Below are 19,915 nucleotides of genomic sequence, written 5' to 3'. Positions count from 1 at the left end.
GGATTTACGGCATGAGCGGGAAAGCCTGTCATCCCATCGGGAGCGGTTCGGGCACGCGTCTGGAGTTGGGGGGATCGGGAAACATGCAGGAAAAGGAAGGCAAGATAAAACACCCTGCCACGTCGGGCGACAAAGCGCGGTCGCGCTTCGTCTTCTGGTGTGCAGGTTCGGTCGGTCGTGTGCAGGGTTTTGGATTGTGTGCTGCTTTCCTGCGGGATGTTCCTGCACAGTGGGGTTCTGATGGCCCGCGATGAGGATTTCCGGGTCCGGCCGGGCCGCATCCGGAGCAAGGGAAGCAGCGCCCGGCCTCGAACCTTTCTGGCGCAGGTGCTCCATGCCTCCCGACGCGCGGGCGGAGGCAGTAGCGGCAGCCCCGGAAAGGGAAAAGGCAGCAGCCCGCGCTCTGGCCCCTCGACCTTCGGGCGGGGTCATTCCCGATTTGGCAAAAGCCGCCTGTTCGACGCCCATCGTCGCGTCACCGTGAAGGCCCGCGTGGTGCGACAGACCGGGCGCGGCGCGCGTCCCGGATCGCTGGCCGATCATCTCGCCTATCTGCGCCGCGATGGCGTCACCCGTGACGGCGAAAAGGCGCACCTGTTCGGACCGGATGGTCAGGAGGTGAACGCACAGGATTTCGCTGCCCGTTGTCGGGATGACCGGCATCATTTCCGCTTCATCATCTCACCCGAGGAGGCACCGGAGATGACGGACCTCGACAGCTTCACCCGCGACCTCGTGACGCAGATGGAGGCCGATCTCGGCACAAAGCTGGACTGGGCCACCGTGTCGCACTGGAACACCGACAATCCGCATGTGCATCTGATCGTGCGCGGTGTGGATCAGACTGGGGCCGATCTGGTCATCACCCGAGACTATATCAGCCACGGGCTGCGTTCGCGGGCGGAGGATCTGGTGTCGCTGGAACTCGGCACACGCGCCGAACACGAGATCGAAGCCGCGTTGCGCCAGGATGTGACAGCGGAACGCTGGACCCGTCTCGATGTCGAGTTGCAGCGCCATGCCGATGATCTGGGCATAGTGAATTTGCGGTCGGATATCACCACTGGCCCCGGCGAGGAGGCATCGCATCGCGCTCTCCTGACCGGACGGGCGCAGACGCTCGAACGCATGGGGCTGGCCACGCCGGAAGGACCGGGAAGATGGTCGCTTGCCCTCGGCATGGCGGACACGCTGCGCGAGATGGGCGCACGGGGCGACATCATCAAAACCATGCACCGCGCCATGACGGGGCGCAATCATGACCGGGTGATGTCCCCCGGCGATTATGTGATCTCCGAGCGCGACCAGCCTGTCGCCTTGACCGGGCGGTTGCTGGAACACGGTCTGCACAACGAACTGACCGGCGAAGCCTATGCCGTGATCGACGCCACGGACGGACGTGTCCATCATGTCCGCTTCCCTAGCGTCGAAGCCTTCCGCGACGCCCCACCCAATGGCGGCATCGTCGAAATCCACACCGCGACCAGTAGGGCGAGCGGGAAGGATTATCTGGTGCTGTCCGCGCGTTCCGATCTGGACCTTGCCGCGCAAGTGAAAGCGCCGGGCGCGACATGGCTGGATCACCGGCTGGTGGAGCGCCAGCCGATGGACCTCGCCCGCACCGGCTTCGGGGCCGAGGTCCGGCAGGCCATGCAGGAACGCACCCGTCACCTCGCGGATCGCGGGTTGGCGTCATTCCAGCAGCATGGGTCCGTGCGCTATCAGAAAAACCTTCTGGCCACGCTACGCCAGCAGGAACTGGATCAGGTCGGCGCGAAACTCGCGCAACAGACCGGGCTGGCTTATGAGCGCAGCGTTCCGGGCCACTTTGTCACCGGCCAGTATGTGAAACGTCTCAACCTGTCCTTGGGCCGCTTTGCCATGATCGACAACGGACTGGGCTTCCAGCTTGTGCCCTGGGCACCATCGCTGGAGAAGCAGCACGACCGCTATGTCGATGGCGTTGCCCGTGATGACGGGGGAGTCGACTGGCGGCACGACCGAAAGCGCGATCTCGGGATCAGCATGTGATCCATGCCGCCCGTTCCTGTTACGTCATGACCCGCCCCGATACGCCGGATGGGGTTTAAGTCTTGTTTCCAGGAAAATCTTCCAGTCACATCATGACTTTTCAAGGAAGGTTTCCATGCGTGACCGCCTGAACGTCTCCCTGCCCGTCGCCATGATCTCGCAGATCGGCGACCTTGCGACCCGCCGGAAGGTGACACGTTCCGCCGTTGTGGAGGCGGCGGTCGCGTCGCTTCTGTCGCCCGATAGCGCGGAGAAAAGCGAAGCCGCCCTCATACGACGTCTGGACCGGCTGACACGCCAGATGCAGCGCCAGGAGCGCGACCTGATGATCGCGCTGGAAACGCATGCCCTGTTCATCCGCTTCTGGCTGGGACAGATGCCGCCCCTGCCCGCCGAGGCGCAGGCCGCCGCCAATGCGCTGGGACAGGAACGCTTTGCCCGGTTTCTGGACACGCTGGGGCGGCGGCTCTCGCAGGGGCGGTCGTTCCGCGACGACATCCCGCTCGATATTCCCGCCATGCGTCAGAGGCCCGGCGACGCGCCGGACAGGTCTTGAGCCAAACGAGAACGATCATCCTTCAAGCAGTAGCTTGAGATAGCCGCCTTCGACCAGGGCGATACCTTCGTCGCGCCAGCTTTTCGCGGTGGTACGCCATGTATGATCACGCCACTCGTCCAGAGGCATGGTCAGGGCGCGGGGATTGATGAGGACAGCAGCAATCCGGCGCTCATCCGCTCCGGCCCGATGCAGGTCATAGGCATGCAGACAGCGGATCAGATGCAGGGATCGAAACGGCGTGATGACCGGGGGCATGCTCGATGGCAGCCTGAAACCGAGATGGTGGGAGACGAAACGCCCGGCTTCGTACCAGCGGTTTCGGTAATGAGGGTCCATCGGGATCACCACGGCAGGTCGCTTCGCAGCGGCTGGATCGTCCAGCAGGAAGAAAAATGTCCCGAAAGTGCCGGTCACGGTGACGGAGCGTCCCGCGTCATCCTCGCCGTCGAACAGGATGCGTCCCATCGCTTCGAAATCCAGAGAGCGTAGGTCAGCAAAACCGCGTGGCGCGTCCGTCAGACTGATGATCCTTGTTGTGTCTTCCCTGCGCCAGATCACAGGTTTTCGGGTTATGGGGATGTCCGGATCATGGACAAAAACGTAACCTCCAACGGTCCCGGAACGCCGCCCACAGGAGAGAGGGATTGGCGCTGGCTTCGGCCCGCAGCAGAATATCGCGATAATCGCTGATGTAGCGGGACCAGCGCCGCATGAAGGCCCCGGCAAGGGCGGAGGCAGACAGCGTTCTGAGGATGGCCAGATCGGCCTCGGAATGCCAGATGTCCATTGGCATGAGGGACGGTCCTTATCGGCTGGGGACCTACCGACCGGACGCGGCAAAATATGCCGCCCCCGTCAGGTGGCTCCGCTTTTCTGGTTACATTGAGCTCTCACTGATATTTCAAAGAAATATCTAAATATTTATTATAAAAGTTACCAACTATAGAAAATGTTACCATACACGCGACGGGCTTGACCATAAGAGCATGTTGCGTAGGCAAGTGATGCGCCAGTACATGAGGTAACATAACGCTTATCAGTTAAATTCGACATTGCCAGTTGCGCTCGCAAACCCTTGAGTGTCGGAGAAATATTAGAAAAGTCATAATGTGCTCCGATATCAAACAGCGTAAATGGAGGGGCCTTAAAAGAATTCGCGTTATCGGCATATGTGGAACCGATATACCGTACACCAAAGTTAATGCCGAGTCCGTGAAATATTTCTCGTGGGAGAGTGTAGTCTATGAACATATTCACCATATTTCTGGGAACAGCAGCAATATACTTTCCTTTTTCTGATACTTTTCCAAGATTGTTTCCATATACATCTCGCACAGTCTCAGAGGTATCACTCTTCACAACGCGAGCATCGTCATAGGAATAAGAAGCAACTAACCTGATGTCCTTGGTAATATTGGCATGCGCGGAGACCTCGACACCCTTTGAAACAACGGTCCCTGCATCTGTATTGTAGCTCGGATGTTCTGTGTCGGTTATTGCGTAATGCCGTTCCTTAATATGATAGGCTGCTGCTGTGAGAAACACATCCGTATGAGGAATAAAATACTTCAAACCGGCTTCAAATTGATCTCCTTCGAGAGGTGCTAATTGCTTACCATAATAATTAGTTACCCCTTCTTGGGGTAAAAACGAAGTTGCATAACTAAAGTATGGAGTAAGGCCAAATTTAAAATTATAGGTGAATCCGGCACGCCATGTGAATTTTGAATTATTGTAACCACTAACATTAGAAAGATGAACAGGAACAATTTTTGAGTAGTTATTCCCTGCGTAGCTATTTGTATTTCCAGTTGCCCAGTCTTGTCGACCTCCTAGAAGAACGGACAACCTACCCCATTTAATTTGATCTTGGAAATATACTCCTTTTTGAAAATATGTTCCGTTCTGAGAGGGAGTGCTTACATTGCCTTGGTTTGCCCCATAAAGGTCATAGTCTGGATGAGCATTTCCATAAACGGGATCCCAAATATCAATAGGATAATTGTTAAAATCATAAGCTAGACTACGTGCATAATCGATATAGCGGAAATCCATTCCAGCCACGAGAGTCTGCTTGACTGGACCTGTGGAGAATTGTCCAACGACGCGGCTATCAAGTCCAACAGTCTTCGTTTTAACGCGTGAATTCCACGCATTGCGTTCAAACGTCTCTTGGTCTGAAAGTAATCCAGCTTCATAAAACTGATTATAATGACGTGATGAATCAGAATATCTAAAAGTTGTTCAAAATTTAGGAATTTATTGAATTTATGAGAAATTGATATTCAAATTCGGCATCGGTAGCAGTTTGATAATCTACACCGGGTTCTCCTAAATTTCGACTGCGTGGAATATATCTTCCATTATTCGGCGAAAGTGTCCCTAATAACGGATAGCCAGTCCAATACAGGCCAGTATCTGGTGTGTAGAGATAACTTCCGAGCAATACCAGGCTAGTATTTTCATCAACTTTCCATTTTATGGATGGCATTACGCCAACTCGTTTATAATTGATGTAATCGGTCTGTGTTCCCTGGGTGACGCCCATGGCGGCAATACGATATTGGAGGTTTCCAGATTTAGTTATGTTGCCACCCATATCAAGAGTAGCCTCATACCGTCCCCAATTACCAAAACCGACCGAAACGTTGTGAATTGGTGTGTCCGTTGGCTGCTTTAAACGGGTTGCAATTAAGCCTCCAGCACCAGTTTGCCCATAAAGGACAGATGCTGGCCCATTGATAGATTCTACACGTTCAACGAATGCTGTTTCACCTGCTGATAGACTTCTTGTATTTAATCCATCTACAAATTGACTGGCTGCAAATCCTCGAATTTTAACAGCACTGCCTGTGCCAGCACCTTGACCGTCTACAGTCAAAGATCCGTCCTCTCCAGTGCCTCCTGCGTCTCCGTACACTCCCGGCATATAACGCAGTGCTTCCATTATATTTTGGGGTTGCTGGTCCTGTAGCTGCTGCTTTGTTATTACGTAGATCGAATTGGGAATTTCCCAAAGTGGTGTAGCCGTTTTTGTTCCGGATTCAGTATAATGGGCGACATAACCAACCCCGGGACCAGTTGCCGATTCTTTTCCGAGCATTCCTCCGACGCGCACTGGGCCAAGAGTGATATTGGCAGCAGCGGGCACCAAGGTAACGACGTTACCATTGACGTGATATGTTAGTCCTGTGCCACTCAGGATTTGCGCGAGAGACTGCGATGGCGACATCGTCCCGTTGACTGCGTGGGACGTCTTACCTTCAGCCAATGACGCCGGAATACTCACTTGCAAGCCAGCCTGACGACCAAACTGTGTCAGCGCAGCAGGCAGCGGTTGTGCAGATATGTGAAACTCTTTCGATGTCATCGTTTGCGCATGGAGCGACGAAACAACAATCCCGGTCAGAGCCGACGTCAAGAAAAAAATCTTTGAATTCCCAACATATTTCCGCATCCGTGCGTCGCCGGATTTTGCACCCATCACCTGATGACCTTCTCTATGCTACAGCCCGATGGCGCTTGCTGCGTTGCGCATTTTCTGCGAACGCAACGCAACTGCATGCCCTATGTTTCTACTGACTGTTGAGAGGGTGTTTTTTTGAAAATTCGGAAAAATAAAATACAGACTGATTTATATGTAGAAGTTTGCATTTGATCTGACGGACGGCTTGAAGTGGCCGTTCTGGGTGCTACGCGCTCATGTGGTGTTCGGTGTAGCGCCCGATATCTTTTTCGCGGGCGTTGTGTGCTGCGTCAAGGAAGGTTTGCATCGGGGTTTTACCGAAGCAGTATCGTCCCTGGTGGGTGCGATTGCGGTTGAAATCGTCCATCCACTGGTCGAGGTCTGCCTGGAGTTCGTGGATGCTGTCGTAGATCTTGCGGCGAAAAGTGACACGATAGAACTCGTCGAGCATGGTCTTGTGGAAGCGCTCGACGATGCCGTTGGTCTGAGGGCTGCGCGCCTTGGTGCGGGTGTGGTCGATGTTCTCCACCGCCAGGTAGAGTTCGTATTCATGGCGGTCATGAGAGCCGCAGAATTCGGTGCCCCGGTCAGTCAGCACGCGCTGGAGCGGGATATTGTGCTGCTCAAAGAAGGGGATAACGCGGTCGTTGAGCAGGTCGGCAGCGGTAACCGGGGTCTTGCGGTCGTAGAGTTTGGCGAAGCCGACCTTGCTGTAGGTATCGACGAAGGTCTGCTGGTAGACGCGGCCGACGCCCTTCAGCGTGCCGACATAGAACGTATCCTGGGCACCGCAATAGCCGGGACATTCGGTCTCGAACTCGCCCCAGGCCTCCTTGTCGGCCTTGGCCTTCTCCAGGGCCGCAAGCTGGCTTTCGGTGAGGATCAGCCGTTCCTGGGCCATCTTGGCTTCGAGCGCCTTGAGGCGGAGCTTCATGGTAGCGAGGTCGTGGCGCAGCCAGATGCTGCGCACCCCGAAAGGAGAGACGGTGACGCCGCGCTTGAGCAGTTCGTTGGCCACGCGGGCCTGGCCCCAGGCCGGCTGTTCGATGGCGATCGCGACCACCGCCTCTTCGACCGCAGGCTCGACGCGATTTTTCAGCAAGGGCTTGCGGCGGGAGAGTTCCTGGAGCGCGATCTCGCCGCCTTTGTCGTAGAGTTCCTTGAAGCGGTAGAAGCTGTCGCGCGAATAGCCCATCATCTTGCAGGCCTGGGAGACGTTGCCCAGTTGTTTCGACAGTTCCAGCAGGCCAACTTTGGCGCGGATGATCTTCTGGTCACGGGTCATGAGGATATCCTCCGATGGCTGCGGCGGGGGCAGCGTCGCCCGGCCACTCCGCCCCCGCCGCAGCCCTGGTTGGGTTGCAGCAGACACCATCCGTCAGATTTAGTCGAGACTTCTACAATTTATATAGTGCTGTCAGAACAAGGCGTTAGCTTTCAGAAAGAATCACAAGCCAGGGCGATATTCTGGTTATTTTAACCCCATATGCATCCGCCAAAGCCTTGATGGCCGCCTGCGGATGCCGAAGATCATAGACACCCGTTACGCGCCTGACTCCAAGCGCGCGCCCCCTAAGAATGAGTAATCCTCGGTGCCACGGACGAATTGCCTCCACGACATCGGATATTGTCCGGTTCTGGACAGTGAGCACCCCGTCACGCCATCCCGCAATCATAGTCGGATCGACAATCCCCCGGCTCACACCATGACGAGCAGAAATCGCAACAGTTTGTCCGGCGACAAGATCTTCGGATATCGCTGGTGGGTTAACAGACGTTACCCTGACCGCACCGCTTTCTACAGAAACCTCTGTTTCCCGTTCTGCTTCCTGCACGTCGAATTTCGTACCGACATCCATGACGTCCAGATCATGCGCGACGACGTGGAAGGGTTGCTCTGCGGAATGTCTTACATCAAACCACGCTTCCCCTTGCAGAAGCCGAACAGTGCGCGAATGCGCATCGGACGTGAATGCGATCGCGGAACGGGGAGCAAGAGTCACAGTGCTTCCATCGGGCAGAGACACAGTTCGTAACTGGCCTATACCCGTCACCTGATCCGCCTGAAAAAAGAGGCGCACATCAGAACCAACAATGAACCAACTTACCGCCACACTCGCGGCAAGGGCTGTTACCCCATACAATCGTCTGCGACGCACAGTTCGCCCGGACGCGACCTGCCCAACGACCATAGAAGACGCAGCCTTATTCAAGGCCGGACGCCATGTGTCTTCAAATGCTGGCTTCGTTTCGCCTATACCGCCGTAAACCCTTGAGATTTTGGCCCAGGCACGCGCATTCTCTTCTGTCGCGTGTAACCAGATATTGAACTTCTGACGGATTGTCTGATTTTCACCCTCTTCCTGGAGCGAGATTACCCAATCCAGGGCCTCACTTTCTTCGGGCGTCAGATTTTCCAGATCATCGGTCTCCACCGCGAAGCCCCCAAACACAAACGGACATGCGGGAAGGCATACCCGTAGGCAGACCGATCCATCTCCCTCTCATTATGAAGAGACTATCGGACACGGGATTTTTTCGGGAAAAACATCTTGGCATACGAGAAAATCAGCCCAACTTCGTCAGGCAGTGCGCCACACCCTTACGTATGAAATAATGAGCCTGCGTCGTGGAAACATCTAGCGCTTCCGCGATTTCCCGCAGTTTTGCACCACCCAGACGGTGCATTTCGACGGCTATCCGTATGTTATCCGGCAACTCAGACAACGCTTCCTGAAGCCGGAAAATTTCCATACGAGAGAGAGTCTGTTGTTCTGGCGAAGCTTCCGTCGATGCCATTTCGGCCAGATTTGTATCTGAATCCGCGACAAATATCCGCTCGCGCCTTTTCCGTGACCGGATATGGTCAAGAGCCAGATTATGCACTACGCGTCGCAGATAAGCCGCCGGTTTTTCCAGTAGCTGCTTGGCCGCAGCTTCGGCCAGCCGGACATAAGCCTCCTGGACAACCTCTTCTGCCTGATCACGGCTTCCCGTCAGACGCCAGGCGTAGCTCACCATTTCGCCGTGCGCCTGCGCGCTATGTTTGTAGGTTGCCGTGCTCACCCGCCGCTGTCCTGAATTCCGACTCACAAAGTGAGAACCGTTCGCATTTCTGGTTACGTCAGGACACCGTGAAAAGGAAGGAGAACGGAAGTAGACCTAAACAGCCTGGACCGATTCTTACCCTTCCCGGCCCTCTTCTGGCGCACATCCCACGTCATGAAACTACGCTGAAATTCTCCCCCGAATGATTCCTATATGATTCCAGTTGTGGGCCTGGAACGCCAAAAGGCCGCTTGCGCGGCCTTTTAAGGTATTGATTTCGTTTGGTAATTTTGGTTGCGGGGGCAGGATTAATTCTCAAATTGCGACAATCCCAATTTGAAAACCAATCAATTTTAGATGCTTGCTTTAATCGAATTTTCAATGCCTGCGCATAACCCGTTTTCTAAATCATGCACCCCTTTCTTAAATTCCACCGCCATATCAAGAGCATTTCTGCCGAAAACCGGTTCGGTGAAAATGCTCTCGTTTATTACTTTTACGGGCATTTTCACCTGTTTGAATACACGTATTCAAACGGCATCTGCTCTAGCCGACAGTATCGGTAGCAAAGATCGCTGTTGGCGTATTAGCCTGCGCACGGATCACAGGCCAATAAAATGGCGTGTCTCGCCAGCCTTTGTCGGCCTTTCCCTCCTGCCGCAACAAAAACAGAATTGGAGTATCAATGGCGTAAGTCTTAGCAAGTCGACCTTCTGTTTTCTCTGAGTCTGGAGTTTCAATATACTTTGCGTGCGAACTGGAGCTTGCCAGACGCGCCGAATTACGTCCTGTGGCTGCCCATAACCATATTTTTCCCCGCTGTTTTTTTTCAGGGTTCTGAGCGCTCAAATGAGCAATCGCAGCGCATGCGGCTTCCCAATCAAATGGAGACACGTCATCTGCATCCTCGAACAGCAATGTAGATGCTATCTGACGTAGCAATCCCTGCGCCACCTCTACCGAGACCAGTACTGGCTTAGGTGCACCGAATTGCACGATTTTCTCCACCTCGGCATCTAAATGTTCGATAGTTTTGCCAATACCTTTGGCGCCAGTACGATAACCGGTTTGGAAGCCTATCGGAAGTAGACGCTTATACGGACGTAATGTTTGCGTAGTGGAAACTAAAATTTTATTAGGACTACATGGTACGATCGTACCGTCCTTTCCTTGCCGGATAAACTGCACCGACTTGTCCGCACCTGTTTCAATAGCTTTACGTAACGTAGAATCAAATTCTTCCATTTGCTGCATAGCTGTACGAATTGACTGCGAAGTGTAAAATCTCGTAACGGCCAAATTATCCCGGCGATATCCGTACATACGCGAATGCTGTAGCACCGTATCTTGCTGGAATCTATTAGGACGACGTCCATAATAAAAGCCTATTAGATTAGTCAAAGTAATGCCGCGATCAAGAACCTGGCCTCCCAAGAAGATATTCAACGGACTTCGAAGCTTAAGTTGTCCGGCATCATCAAGCATATCGATGACATTTTCTTCCGAATTAACCTTAGTTATAGTTATATAATCATCGGAAAGTGCTTTAACCACCTCACGGAATACATCTTCAAAACTTGGTATAGGCTTATCATCTAATTTAAGTGAACGCGACAAATCATCATATGAGGTTTGTATCAAGTCCCGCAATACCACGTTTCCGGTCTTAGCGGCCTGGACGAGTTGTCGGACAAGTTCATTGGTCAACTGTTCCTGCCAGTCATGGGCACTCTTTCCAGCCTCTGAATGTAGCAGAAAGGAATAAAGTAGTTTCTTCGAATTTTTACCGGCATTGCTGCCATTAATCCGCTGGATACAACTCCCGACGATAAATGTGATCAGTGCTGTGCGGTAACCTTCAATTTTTGGAGAAACTAAAGAATCCTCTAGTTTAAATACGCGCCCATCAAATTTTTTTAGACGATCGAATTCATAGTGATCCACGCGATAATGGATAAGGCTTTCCAGCGTGTCATCCGCGCTCCGAGATAGTTCACCAAAATACGTATCACCGCCCACATACTCCTTCGGTACAGGAACTAGCTTTGTAAAAACGGGCCGCACGGGCTTGAATTCAAGCACGTTGCTAACTTCTACCTCTGTTGGCTGCAAATATAGTGAGTATGGAGTTGCTGTAACCTGAAGAAAAGAGACTTGAGAAATTAGAGAGCGTAGTTCACTAATTTGCATTGCGATCTTGTTTGCATTTTTGATATCTCCTTTTCTTGAGTAACCTATTGATGCACTATCGGCCTCATCATCAACAATAATGACCCTCTTATCAGCCATACTCTTATGGTTCTCAAACAAATCAATCAAACGTAACAAGTTGTCATCTTGCTTTTTGGCGACAAATATTAATTTTGACTCCAGCTCGAACTTGCTAAATTTTCTGGGGGCACTCATGATATCGTATATTTCGAGTTCTTTTTCATCGACAAAAGTCTCAAAATCTTTACGTAATCGTTTATAAGTCTGCTGAATTAATGCTTTAGAATTTTTACTCAGAACAATAGCAATATCAAAACCATTGTCGAACGCCAGCGCGAGAACACTAATAAAAGTACGCGTTTTTCCACTTTGAACTTTACCAAGAAGCATTCCTGGTCGATCAGATGTTGTGGGTTTATTTAAAAGTGCCTCAACCGCATCTTCTGCACAACGAAAAGTTTCTTTGCTGAATTTTGGGTTTTCTTCTTTAAATTTTTTGTAAAATTGACCATTTTTTTTAAGAACTATGCTCATTACGCTCTCCTAAACTCTCTTTTGATAAATTACACACTGATATTGAAAAGCACCCTCATGCTATTTTATATACTACCTTCAGATGACTTATTTGTAATTTTATTGCACTATCTCCAGAAGATGAGATATGGTCCGAATAGCTCCAGTCCGTGACCAAAACGCCTGATTGCCACACGATCTTTCTCCAGCGCTCCATAAGGCAGATACCGGACTTTCAGATCGGCTATTCTACTGAAGGCCGGCCGCCTCAACTGATCCCGCACATCGGCTTCCCGCTTGTCTGGTGCCACAAGAAACAGTCCTTCAAGGGCCTGTGCCTCTGACCCGAGAGCAAGATCCAGCATCCGCACAATGCCGGAATAGATGGTCGTTGAATGCTCGACCTCGAATGCTGCAACGATCCTGTGGCTTTCACGGTCCAGCCACAGAACATCGATCAGACGCACGGATTCCGCTCCCTGCGTTTCCGTCGTGAACCCAGGCAACACCGACAGGCAGCCATCCCCCAGTTTGCCGTCCTGCCATGGGCGACTGCGATCGTTGGCGGCAATCCAGACATCATACCCTAGGGAAAGCCCCAGATCGCGAAGCCATCCCTGAATCTCGGTATGGGTATGATCCGTTTCCCGCTCCGCGGCGAGGATCCGGGCCTCTTTTGCGCTCTGCTCCCTCACCTGGTGAAGATCGGTTTCCCAGAGTTTTCGCGCTGTTTCGTCATTCTCAAGAGGCGGCGCTGTATAGCGTCCGCTTCCGAGGTCAAACAGCAGTCCTCCAATGGCGCCCAGATCATTGGACAGCAGCGAACGATAGGTCGCATTCAGCTTCAGGATACCCTGCCGCATGGCCAGATATTCCTCCCATCGCCCCAGCTTCACCTTTGATCCGGTCAAGGCGTTGTAGCCGTTCACGATCGCCGTATTGAAAGGCGGCATGATCGTCGGATGCAGGAAATACAGCAGATTGGCTACGGCTGGTCCTAACCCTTTTATCTTCCGGGCATCGATTGCATGAATGGCCGAGACCACATGCTCTTCGGTATTGCAGCACAGACAGGTATCAAGAAGCTGCCCAAATGCTTTCTGGTTGGCGGGATTTTCGTAGATATCGGGAATGCGTAGCTTCGGCTTCCACAGGAACGCATGATCCGCACCCTTGAAAATCTGACGCTGCTCCGCAATCGAATGAACAACCGTTTCCAGGGATGAGCCACGATAGGCGACCCCGAATGTGCCATCGGCAATTTCGGCGACGACCTGCTGCAGGCCCCGGCGGATAGAGCGAAAGTTCTTAAGGCGCTCATCCCATAAAAACCAGCTCTGATAGGTCCCTGCCGGATCGTCCCTCCAGCGAAGGATAAGGTCTCGAATAAGGTCCGTCATCAATCCAGAAGCTAAAATTACATTCGCTTCTGAGCCTGATTGTAACAGCGTCTCACGTCAATGCAGATAATCGCAAGTGGTTGCGAGGAACGATACCCCCGCTTTGAACCTACCTTCCCTAAACAACTGAAATTAAACAGTTCTCCGGAATACGGCCGCAGTTTACGCATAGCAAAACCCCGCTAAGCTGTTGACTTAGCGGGGTTTTAGAAACTGCAAGTGGTTGCGGGGGCAGGATTGCTTCTCAAGTTGCGACAATCGCAAGGTGAGAATAAAGCGAGATTAGAAGGCTGTTTCGAAAAGCTTTTTTCCGCGTGCGCCTGAAATCATTTTCATTGGACAATGCCATACTGCAAAATATTCACAATCATGCTGATTATCTGCAATAAACTAGCTAATTTATCCTCGATTGATGCCGGGTATCCTTCTAATCCCTTCAGCGAGAAAATCCACACAGAGACGGACCCGTGTCAGGGTCGTTCGTTCTGGCGCAATCAACATACTTAGTTGCACGGATGGAAGGCTATAGTCCGGCAAGATATGTTCAAGGCGACCATCGCTAAGGCAATCTTCCACTAACCAACGGTGGGCTGGTCCGAAGCCGCGACCAGCGATAAAGGCGTCTCGTGCCGCCAGACCATGGTCGACGATCAGCCTACCATGAAACGGCACGACATAATTTCTGCTCTTCTTGCTCCGCAGAACCAACCGGTCCGATCCATGAACACGCGACATCCGCACTCCTTCAAGATCACGCAAATCCTCTGGGCGCAGCACAGGTCCGTTGCGACGCAGCCACTCAGGCGATGCGACCAGAACGCGCTGACTGTCACCCAGAGACCGCAACTTCATTGCACAATCACTCAGAGGGCCCAGACGGATGGCAATATCAACTCCATCCCGCACTAAATCTATTCGCTCATCCGTTAGTCCGAATTCCACCCGTATGCCGGGGTTCTGGTCTTGAAAAGCGTAAATCAATTGGCTGACATGCATGACACCCAACGCGCCAGTACACGAAATGCGTACCGTCCCCGCCGTCGCCTGCCGTGTTTCGCGCATCTCCTGGCTTGCCTGCTCGACGAGGGAAAGGATTTGCATGCAGTGCGCATAATAACGCGCACCCTCGTCCGTGAGCGCGGTACGGCGCGTCGTACGCGTCAGCAGCGAAACACCTAAAGCTTCTTCCAATTCGCGCAAATGTCGCGTGATCGTCGATTGCCCAACGCCGGTTTCACGGGCGACGGCAGCCAAATTTCCTCGCTCGGCGATGCGCACGAAGGTCCTTAGCCGCTCAAGTGAGATGAGAGATTGTTCCATTTTTCGGCACTGTAACTTCCGTTCTCGCCATATGGCGAGGATAATAACCTATCGCCTAAACTGAATGGGAAGCGAATCTTTTTCCGCCATAGCAAGGCTTAATTCATGAATGTTTTGATTGTCTTCGCCCATCCTGAGCGGCGTTCTCTCAATGGCGCCCTGCTCGACGTCGCAACTGCAGAATTACAGGCACAGGGACATGAGGTCAAAGTCTCCGACCTTTACGCCATGCATTGGAAAGCGACTGTCGACCAGGCTGATTTCCCGGATCTGCCTGCCGACGAGCGCCTGAAAGTCGCTTCCGCGTCGTCACGAGAGTTTGCAGAGGGAGGACTCACAGAAGACGTGAAGGGAGAGCAGGCCAAGCTTCTCTGGGCCGATACTGTGATCCTGCAGTTCCCGCTTTGGTGGTTTACTATGCCCGCAATTCTCAAAGGCTGGGTCGATCGCGTTTATGCCTATGGCTTTGCTTATGGTGTTGGTGAACACAGCGACCGTCGTTGGGGCGACCGCTACGGTGAAGGTACGATGGCGGGAAAGCGCGCCATGCTGGTCGTTACCGCCGGTGGCTGGCCTGAGCATTATTCTGCTCGCGGGATCAACGGTCCGATCGACGATCTGCTATTTCCCATCAATCACGGCATCCTATTTTATCCCGGCTTCACGGTCCTGCCGTCTTTCGTAGCCTACCAAGTGGACCGATTGGATGAAGCGGGATTTACTATATTGTCAGAACATATCCGCGAACGGATGCGTACACTGGCAACGACAGCCCCGATCCCATATCGGAAGCAGAATGACGGCGACTATCAAATCCCAACAATGGAGTTGAAGCCCAAGTTAGAAAAGCCGGGCGCCGTTGGATTTTCTCTGCACATCGCGGGGGAAAAAACGGGATAATGACCTGGAAGAGAACAACCTTCGCCCCGACGGTGTGACAGGTCATGCGCCGCCCGCCATTCGACCTGTGGCAACTGCTGTGCGTGCGGGCAATCGCCGAGCACGGCAGTATCCACGGCGCGGCGCGCTTCCTAAACACTCGACAGTCGGTAGTTAGCCGGTCACTGCACAACCTGGAGGAGCGGCTGAATGTCAGGCTGTTTACCCGCTCCCCGGCTGGAGCCACGCCGACTGTCTTCGGTGATGAGTTCATCCGCTGGACCCGGACGGTTCTGGACAATGTGGCGGGTATGAACGCTCGCGCACGACGAACGGGCAATGGAGAAAACGGGCAGATCTCCGTCGGTATTCAGACCTGCGTCCTGCCTGGACGATTTTCCTCCTTCACGGCAGAGTTCCGAGCCACGCATCCCGATATTATCTTTCGCTATTCCGAGGGCACAGGCAAGAGGCTGCTGCGTCGGCTCCAGCACGGGCAGATCGATTTCGCGGTCGTCACACGTCGCAATCTGACGCCAGTCCTGCGTGTCACGCCCCTTTGGAGCGACCGCATCGTGGCGGCGCTCCCGGTCAGTCATCCACTGGCAAACCAGCGTGAAATCTCATGGTCTGATCTGCGCCACGATATATTCCTGATCGGCCGGGATAACGCGGGTCATGATTTCGAGGAACTTGTCCGACGAAAACTTGGCGGACCAGATATCCCCCCGAAAATCCGCCTCCATGATATCGGCAGCAACCGGATCATAGCGCTCGTCCGGAACAAGGAAGGCATCGCCCTGCTTCCGGCCTCGTGGCTGCCACTGATCCGCGATCAGCATGGCCACGACATCGCGATCATGGAAATCCGTGACGCGGGCGGTTCCTCCCATCTGGAATTCGGGATCGTCTGGCGACCCGACAATGAAAATCCCTGCGCCCAAATCTTCGCTCAGCATCTCGAATCCCACCAGCCATAAGCCTATTTTTCCAATGATGCTGTTTTTGCCTGTCGCCGCGCCCTGGCAAACCCCTTATCCGACATCATGAACTGCCGCAGCATGGGTGCGACCAATCGTGCCGGATCCATTGCCCCCGCGCTACTGGAAAGAAGTGCTGCATAAGCCAGCAGATCACGATGGATATCGGGAGGTAACGCCACGGTCATTTTCACCGGTTTCTCATCGGGAAGCTCCTTTATCTTCAACTCTGTCATCGTGGATGTCCTCCATTCTGGTAAAGCTTGAGTAACAGGTCGTGTCCAACAAGAACCGTGAACGGCAGCCCCGGCCGATCGGTCAGCGTTGGCTGTACGTTGAGGCTCCGGTCGATCAGACGGTTGCCGACCATGGAAAAGCCGTTGCTCGCCCCGCTGCGGATGGCCTGCATCAGGTTGTTTTCGTTCCACGATGTGCCCGCTTCCGAGCCCACGCTGATGAGGGTCGTCACGAGGGCCGCTTTGAAAAGCTGGCCCCAGTGGTTATTGATCTCGTCGGACAGGCCGGACTGGCCTATGGCGTCGCCACCCGGCAGCTTCTCCAGCACGAGGCTTTCGCCATCGGGGAAAATCAGCCGGGTCCAGATGATCTGTGTGCGCTGCTGACCGAAAGAAATCCCGCTGTTATAGGCTCCGAACAGCGTGCTGCCCTGCGGGATCAGCAGATAACGACCGGTCGGGCTGTCATACACGTTCTGGGTGACGTGCCCAACGATCTGGCCCGGCAGGTCGGAGCTGATTTTTGTGTTCAGCGCGCCGGCAATCACCGTGCCCGCCTGGAGGATATAAGGTGAGGCGGGTGGCACAATGCGATCGGGCTGATCGTCGCGCGGTCAGGCTGGCCGGCCAGAAAAGCTCGGTTGCCAGACTGTGGGTCGTTCGCAGGGGCTGCTGACCCCTGAGAGACAGGAGCGCCCGGCGCGGGCGAGGTCGCCTGTTGGCTGACACGGTCGCGCTCCCCTGTCTGCACGAACAATTTGCTGGCGATTGCAGCCTCCACCTCCTGCGCGGCCCGGTGGTCCTCCCCACCGGATGCGACTTTTCCCTGCTCCTGTGCTTTCAGGATGGTGTGCCCGAGATCACCGGGCAGCGCTGGACCGAGCTTCGGCACGCCGCTGCCGACATAGTCTGAGGGCAGCCCCGCCAGCCCATCGGCGGACGGGCGCACATCCGTATCCAGGCTGGCGGTCGGTGGCGCTTTGTTGCTGCTGTTCTCCAGCGCGTAGCCCAGAGCAAACGCCACCGCAATCATGCCCACGCCACCGAGCGACCAGACCACGATGCGACTGAGGCGGACCACACGTGGCCGTTCCGCCCGCAGGCGCAGATCGGGCGGCGGTGATGCGGGATTTCCCCCTGTGGCGGGAGCCGCTGGATTTTCGTCCACTGTCGGCGCTTGCCCGGTCATGACTTCCTGCCATCGGTTCGAACAATGCGCACACGCTGCTCGGACTGCTTGTCACCCAGCCGCAGTTCGGCGGCGGCAAACAGGCGATCGACGATCATCCAGTTCTGCCGCACCCGGTAATTGACCAGTTCAGGGCCGCCATCGGCGCCCAGCACAAACAGAGGCGGCAGTTCCCCCTGCCCGATCCCGGCCGGAAAGGCGATGTAAACCTTGTGACCGTCATCGAACGCCCGAGCAGGAAGCCAGGGCGGCGTGCCCCCTTTAACCGGCTGGATGGTGTAGCGGAAATTCAGCGCGTTCAGGTCCAGTCCCACATCCACCGGCGCTGCATCATCAGCCGCACTGTCCTGCCGATGCAGGGCAATCAGGTCATCTTCGGGATAGTCCCACGAGACCGATGCCATATAGGTGGCGGGGGTAGAACGCAGTTCGGCGAGATAGGTGCGCCGATCCGTGTTGACGATCAGATTGGTGGTGAGGTCCGGCCGGGTCGGCTTGACCAGGATATGAATGCGTTTTGTCGTCCCTGCCCCGCTCTCGGTATCGCCGATAATCCAGCGTACGGTATCTCCTGCCGCCACGGGACCGGTGCCCACCAGCTTCTCACCCTGCTGGAGCATGATGTCGGTGATCTCGCCGGGCGAGGCATAGACCTGATAAAGCGCTCCCGGACTGTAGGGATAGACCTGCACCGCATTGATGAACCCGGCCCGCGTGGGCTGGATGCGCGCCGCCAGATTGGCCTGGGTCACACGCGCGGTCGGGTCGGCGACTTCGGGGGCCGGATGTGTTGTGACGCGTCGTGAGGGCAGCGGCTTGAGCTGTCCCGGCAAGGCAAGCGGTCGGGGGACTTCAACCACCCGCACCGGTTTCGGTGGGTCCGGCAGGCGCGTGGCCTGAACAGCGTCATCGTAGCGGATAACAGGCGGATGGTAGTGCTGCGCACATCCGGCCAGGGGCAGGACAAGCAACGGCAGGACACGAAGAGCGCGACGGATCATTGGCCCAGTTCCTTCGACCAGTTGATGGCGGAGACGTAAATTCCGAGGGGGTTTTTCCGCAGGTGATCGGCATCGCGTGGTGTACGCAGAACGACCGACACAATGGCGGTCCAGCGCTCGGTGCCGGTGAACGCCCCGTCGCGGTAATGACGCTCGGTCCAGGCCACACGGAAACTGCCGGGCGAGGCCCGGATCACGGAGGCGATGTCCACCTCGACCTGCTCATGCCCGATCCGCGAAAAGGGATCGTTCAGCCGCGCGTAATCGTTCAAGGCCTGCGCGCCCGGCGTGGTGGTGAAATCATAGGCGCGCAGCCAGTTGTGCCGGACCACCACGGGGTCCGACGACAGGGCGCGGACGTCATGGACGAACTGCGCCAGATACCAGGCAATCTGCGGATCGGCAGGTATGTAGCCGGACGTGGCCGGGGCCACGATTTGCGCCTGCCCCAGCCGGTCCACCTGCACCACCCACGGCGTGATGGTGCCGCGCGCGGATTGCCAGACCAGCCCGACGCCAAGGCCTGCGGACAGGAACAGGGAGCCAAAAGCCATGAGCCGCCAGTTACGGGCCTGGATGCGGGCGGAACCGATCCGTTCGTCCCAGATCTGGGCCGCTTTCTGATATGGTGTCACGGGTTCGGGCGTGGTCCCGTAGCGTGTGGTCGAGCGACGGAACATCGTCCTCATTCCTTTTCCGACAGATTGATGGAGGAAGATCCGCCCCCGCCATCGGCGGAGCGGATGACATGCGCCGCCTCGGCAGCATGGGCGACGGCGTTACGGCGCTTCATCTTCTGAGCCCAGCGGGGCGGTTCGCCGGAACCGCCACCAGAAGGACCGCCGTTTCCACCGCCATCACCTCCTCCAGCCGGGTCACCGCCTCCAGAAGGTGCCGGTCCGTTATCCCCGGCTCCGCCTTCGCCGCCCTCCCCCATCCCGCGTGCGGCCCAGCGTCCACCGGCAGCATAGCTTTCTTTGAGGGATGAACCGGCACGTGAGGCCGCCCCTTTGACGGCATTCGCGACGTTCCCGCCGACGGCCCGGCCCATACCTCCGATCCCGGCGGCCATGCTGCCCGCG

General features: G+C 55.1%; 16 protein-coding genes and 4 pseudogenes. 5 read left to right on the top strand and 15 right to left on the bottom strand.

Features of this window, described 5'->3' with window-relative positions; genetic code table 11:
* Positions 1-11 precede the first annotated feature (11 nt).
* The 3 genes from JCM25143_RS22745 (at position 12) to JCM25143_RS09600 (ending at position 2,587) form a co-directional block, all read left to right on the top strand.
* A complete protein-coding gene (locus tag JCM25143_RS22745; protein WP_199897857.1) occupies positions 12-254 on the top strand; it encodes a hypothetical protein in 243 nt (80 codons plus the stop codon).
* Positions 241-2,031: a relaxase/mobilization nuclease domain-containing protein gene (locus JCM25143_RS09605; protein ID WP_025860970.1), complete on the top strand. Its 1,791-nt coding sequence runs from the start codon at positions 241-243 to the stop codon at positions 2,029-2,031. Before JCM25143_RS22745 ends, JCM25143_RS09605 begins: the two co-directional genes overlap by 14 nt.
* A gap of 115 nt (positions 2,032-2,146) precedes the next feature.
* Complete coding sequence (locus JCM25143_RS09600; protein WP_025860969.1) at positions 2,147-2,587, top strand: hypothetical protein; 441 nt, start codon at positions 2,147-2,149, stop codon at positions 2,585-2,587.
* A 15-nt stretch (positions 2,588-2,602) separates the two neighbouring features.
* On the opposite strand, the gene JCM25143_RS09595 is transcribed toward JCM25143_RS09600, so the two are convergent.
* The 10 genes and pseudogenes from JCM25143_RS09595 to JCM25143_RS09550 form a co-directional block, all read right to left on the bottom strand.
* Complete coding sequence (locus JCM25143_RS09595; RefSeq protein ID WP_025860968.1) at positions 2,603-3,148, bottom strand: DUF2285 domain-containing protein; 546 nt, start codon at positions 3,146-3,148, stop codon at positions 2,603-2,605.
* Between the two features lie 28 nt (positions 3,149-3,176).
* Complete coding sequence (locus JCM25143_RS09590; RefSeq protein ID WP_148300082.1) at positions 3,177-3,383, bottom strand: transcriptional regulator domain-containing protein; 207 nt, start codon at positions 3,381-3,383, stop codon at positions 3,177-3,179.
* 140 nt (positions 3,384-3,523) lie between these two features.
* Positions 3,524-4,771 (bottom strand): annotated as a pseudogene (locus JCM25143_RS23950) (TonB-dependent siderophore receptor); the annotation flags it as partial.
* A gap of 70 nt (positions 4,772-4,841) precedes the next feature.
* On the bottom strand, positions 4,842-6,074 hold the full coding sequence (locus tag JCM25143_RS23945; RefSeq protein WP_234395157.1) for a TonB-dependent siderophore receptor: 1,233 nt from the start codon (positions 6,072-6,074) through the stop codon (positions 4,842-4,844).
* A 208-nt stretch (positions 6,075-6,282) separates the two neighbouring features.
* Positions 6,283-7,341, bottom strand: coding sequence for an IS481 family transposase (locus JCM25143_RS09580; protein WP_025860965.1), 1,059 nt, complete (start codon positions 7,339-7,341; stop codon positions 6,283-6,285).
* A gap of 145 nt (positions 7,342-7,486) precedes the next feature.
* The gene (locus tag JCM25143_RS18430) at positions 7,487-8,491 is read right to left on the bottom strand and encodes a FecR family protein (RefSeq protein ID WP_159101628.1); all 1,005 of its coding nucleotides are present in this window, start codon (positions 8,489-8,491) and stop codon (positions 7,487-7,489) included.
* Between the two features lie 133 nt (positions 8,492-8,624).
* Positions 8,625-9,122, bottom strand: a complete 498-nt coding sequence (locus JCM25143_RS09570; protein WP_025860961.1) for a sigma-70 family RNA polymerase sigma factor — start codon at positions 9,120-9,122, stop codon at positions 8,625-8,627.
* Between the two features lie 528 nt (positions 9,123-9,650).
* Entirely contained in the window at positions 9,651-11,849 is a 2,199-nt protein-coding gene (locus tag JCM25143_RS09560) for a Z1 domain-containing protein (protein ID WP_025860960.1), read from the bottom strand.
* A 99-nt stretch (positions 11,850-11,948) separates the two neighbouring features.
* Positions 11,949-13,228: pseudogene (locus JCM25143_RS18425) on the bottom strand (type II restriction endonuclease).
* Positions 13,229-13,627: 399 nt separating this feature from the next.
* Positions 13,628-14,548 carry a LysR family transcriptional regulator gene (locus JCM25143_RS09550; RefSeq protein WP_025860958.1) on the bottom strand — a complete coding sequence of 307 codons (921 nt, stop codon included), beginning with the start codon at positions 14,546-14,548 and terminating at the stop codon, positions 13,628-13,630.
* A 105-nt stretch (positions 14,549-14,653) separates the two neighbouring features.
* Here JCM25143_RS09550 and JCM25143_RS09545 point away from each other — a divergent pair, with 105 nt between their 5' ends.
* Together JCM25143_RS09545 and JCM25143_RS21520 are read left to right on the top strand one after the other, a co-directional pair.
* A complete protein-coding gene (locus tag JCM25143_RS09545) occupies positions 14,654-15,448 on the top strand; it encodes an NAD(P)H-dependent oxidoreductase (protein WP_025860956.1) in 795 nt (264 codons plus the stop codon).
* A gap of 44 nt (positions 15,449-15,492) precedes the next feature.
* Positions 15,493-16,407, top strand: coding sequence for a LysR family transcriptional regulator (locus JCM25143_RS21520; protein ID WP_081773548.1), 915 nt, complete (start codon positions 15,493-15,495; stop codon positions 16,405-16,407).
* 2 nt (positions 16,408-16,409) lie between these two features.
* Here JCM25143_RS21520 and JCM25143_RS09530 read toward each other — a convergent pair whose 3' ends face one another.
* The 5 genes and pseudogenes from JCM25143_RS09530 to JCM25143_RS09510 form a co-directional block, all read right to left on the bottom strand.
* Positions 16,410-16,643, bottom strand: coding sequence for a DUF2274 domain-containing protein (locus JCM25143_RS09530; RefSeq protein ID WP_025860952.1), 234 nt, complete (start codon positions 16,641-16,643; stop codon positions 16,410-16,412).
* Positions 16,640-17,832: pseudogene (locus JCM25143_RS18420) on the bottom strand (TrbI/VirB10 family protein). The gene JCM25143_RS09530 and the pseudogene JCM25143_RS18420 overlap by 4 nt, the downstream one beginning before the upstream one ends.
* Positions 17,829-18,833, bottom strand: a complete 1,005-nt coding sequence (gene trbG / locus JCM25143_RS09520) for a P-type conjugative transfer protein TrbG (RefSeq protein WP_025860950.1) — start codon at positions 18,831-18,833, stop codon at positions 17,829-17,831. The pseudogene JCM25143_RS18420 and the gene trbG overlap by 4 nt, the downstream one beginning before the upstream one ends.
* Positions 18,830-19,513, bottom strand: a complete 684-nt coding sequence (gene trbF / locus JCM25143_RS09515; protein ID WP_025860948.1) for a conjugal transfer protein TrbF — start codon at positions 19,511-19,513, stop codon at positions 18,830-18,832. Before trbF ends, trbG begins: the two co-directional genes overlap by 4 nt.
* A 5-nt stretch (positions 19,514-19,518) precedes the next feature.
* Positions 19,519-19,915: pseudogene (locus JCM25143_RS09510) on the bottom strand (P-type conjugative transfer protein TrbL); the annotation flags it as partial.

Source organism: Acetobacter papayae JCM 25143 (genome assembly GCF_000613285.1).
Taxonomy (GTDB): Bacteria; Pseudomonadota; Alphaproteobacteria; order Acetobacterales; family Acetobacteraceae; genus Acetobacter; species Acetobacter papayae.
The sequence above is the reverse complement of the archived record's forward strand: the minus strand, read 5'-3'. Positions and strand labels throughout refer to the sequence as shown.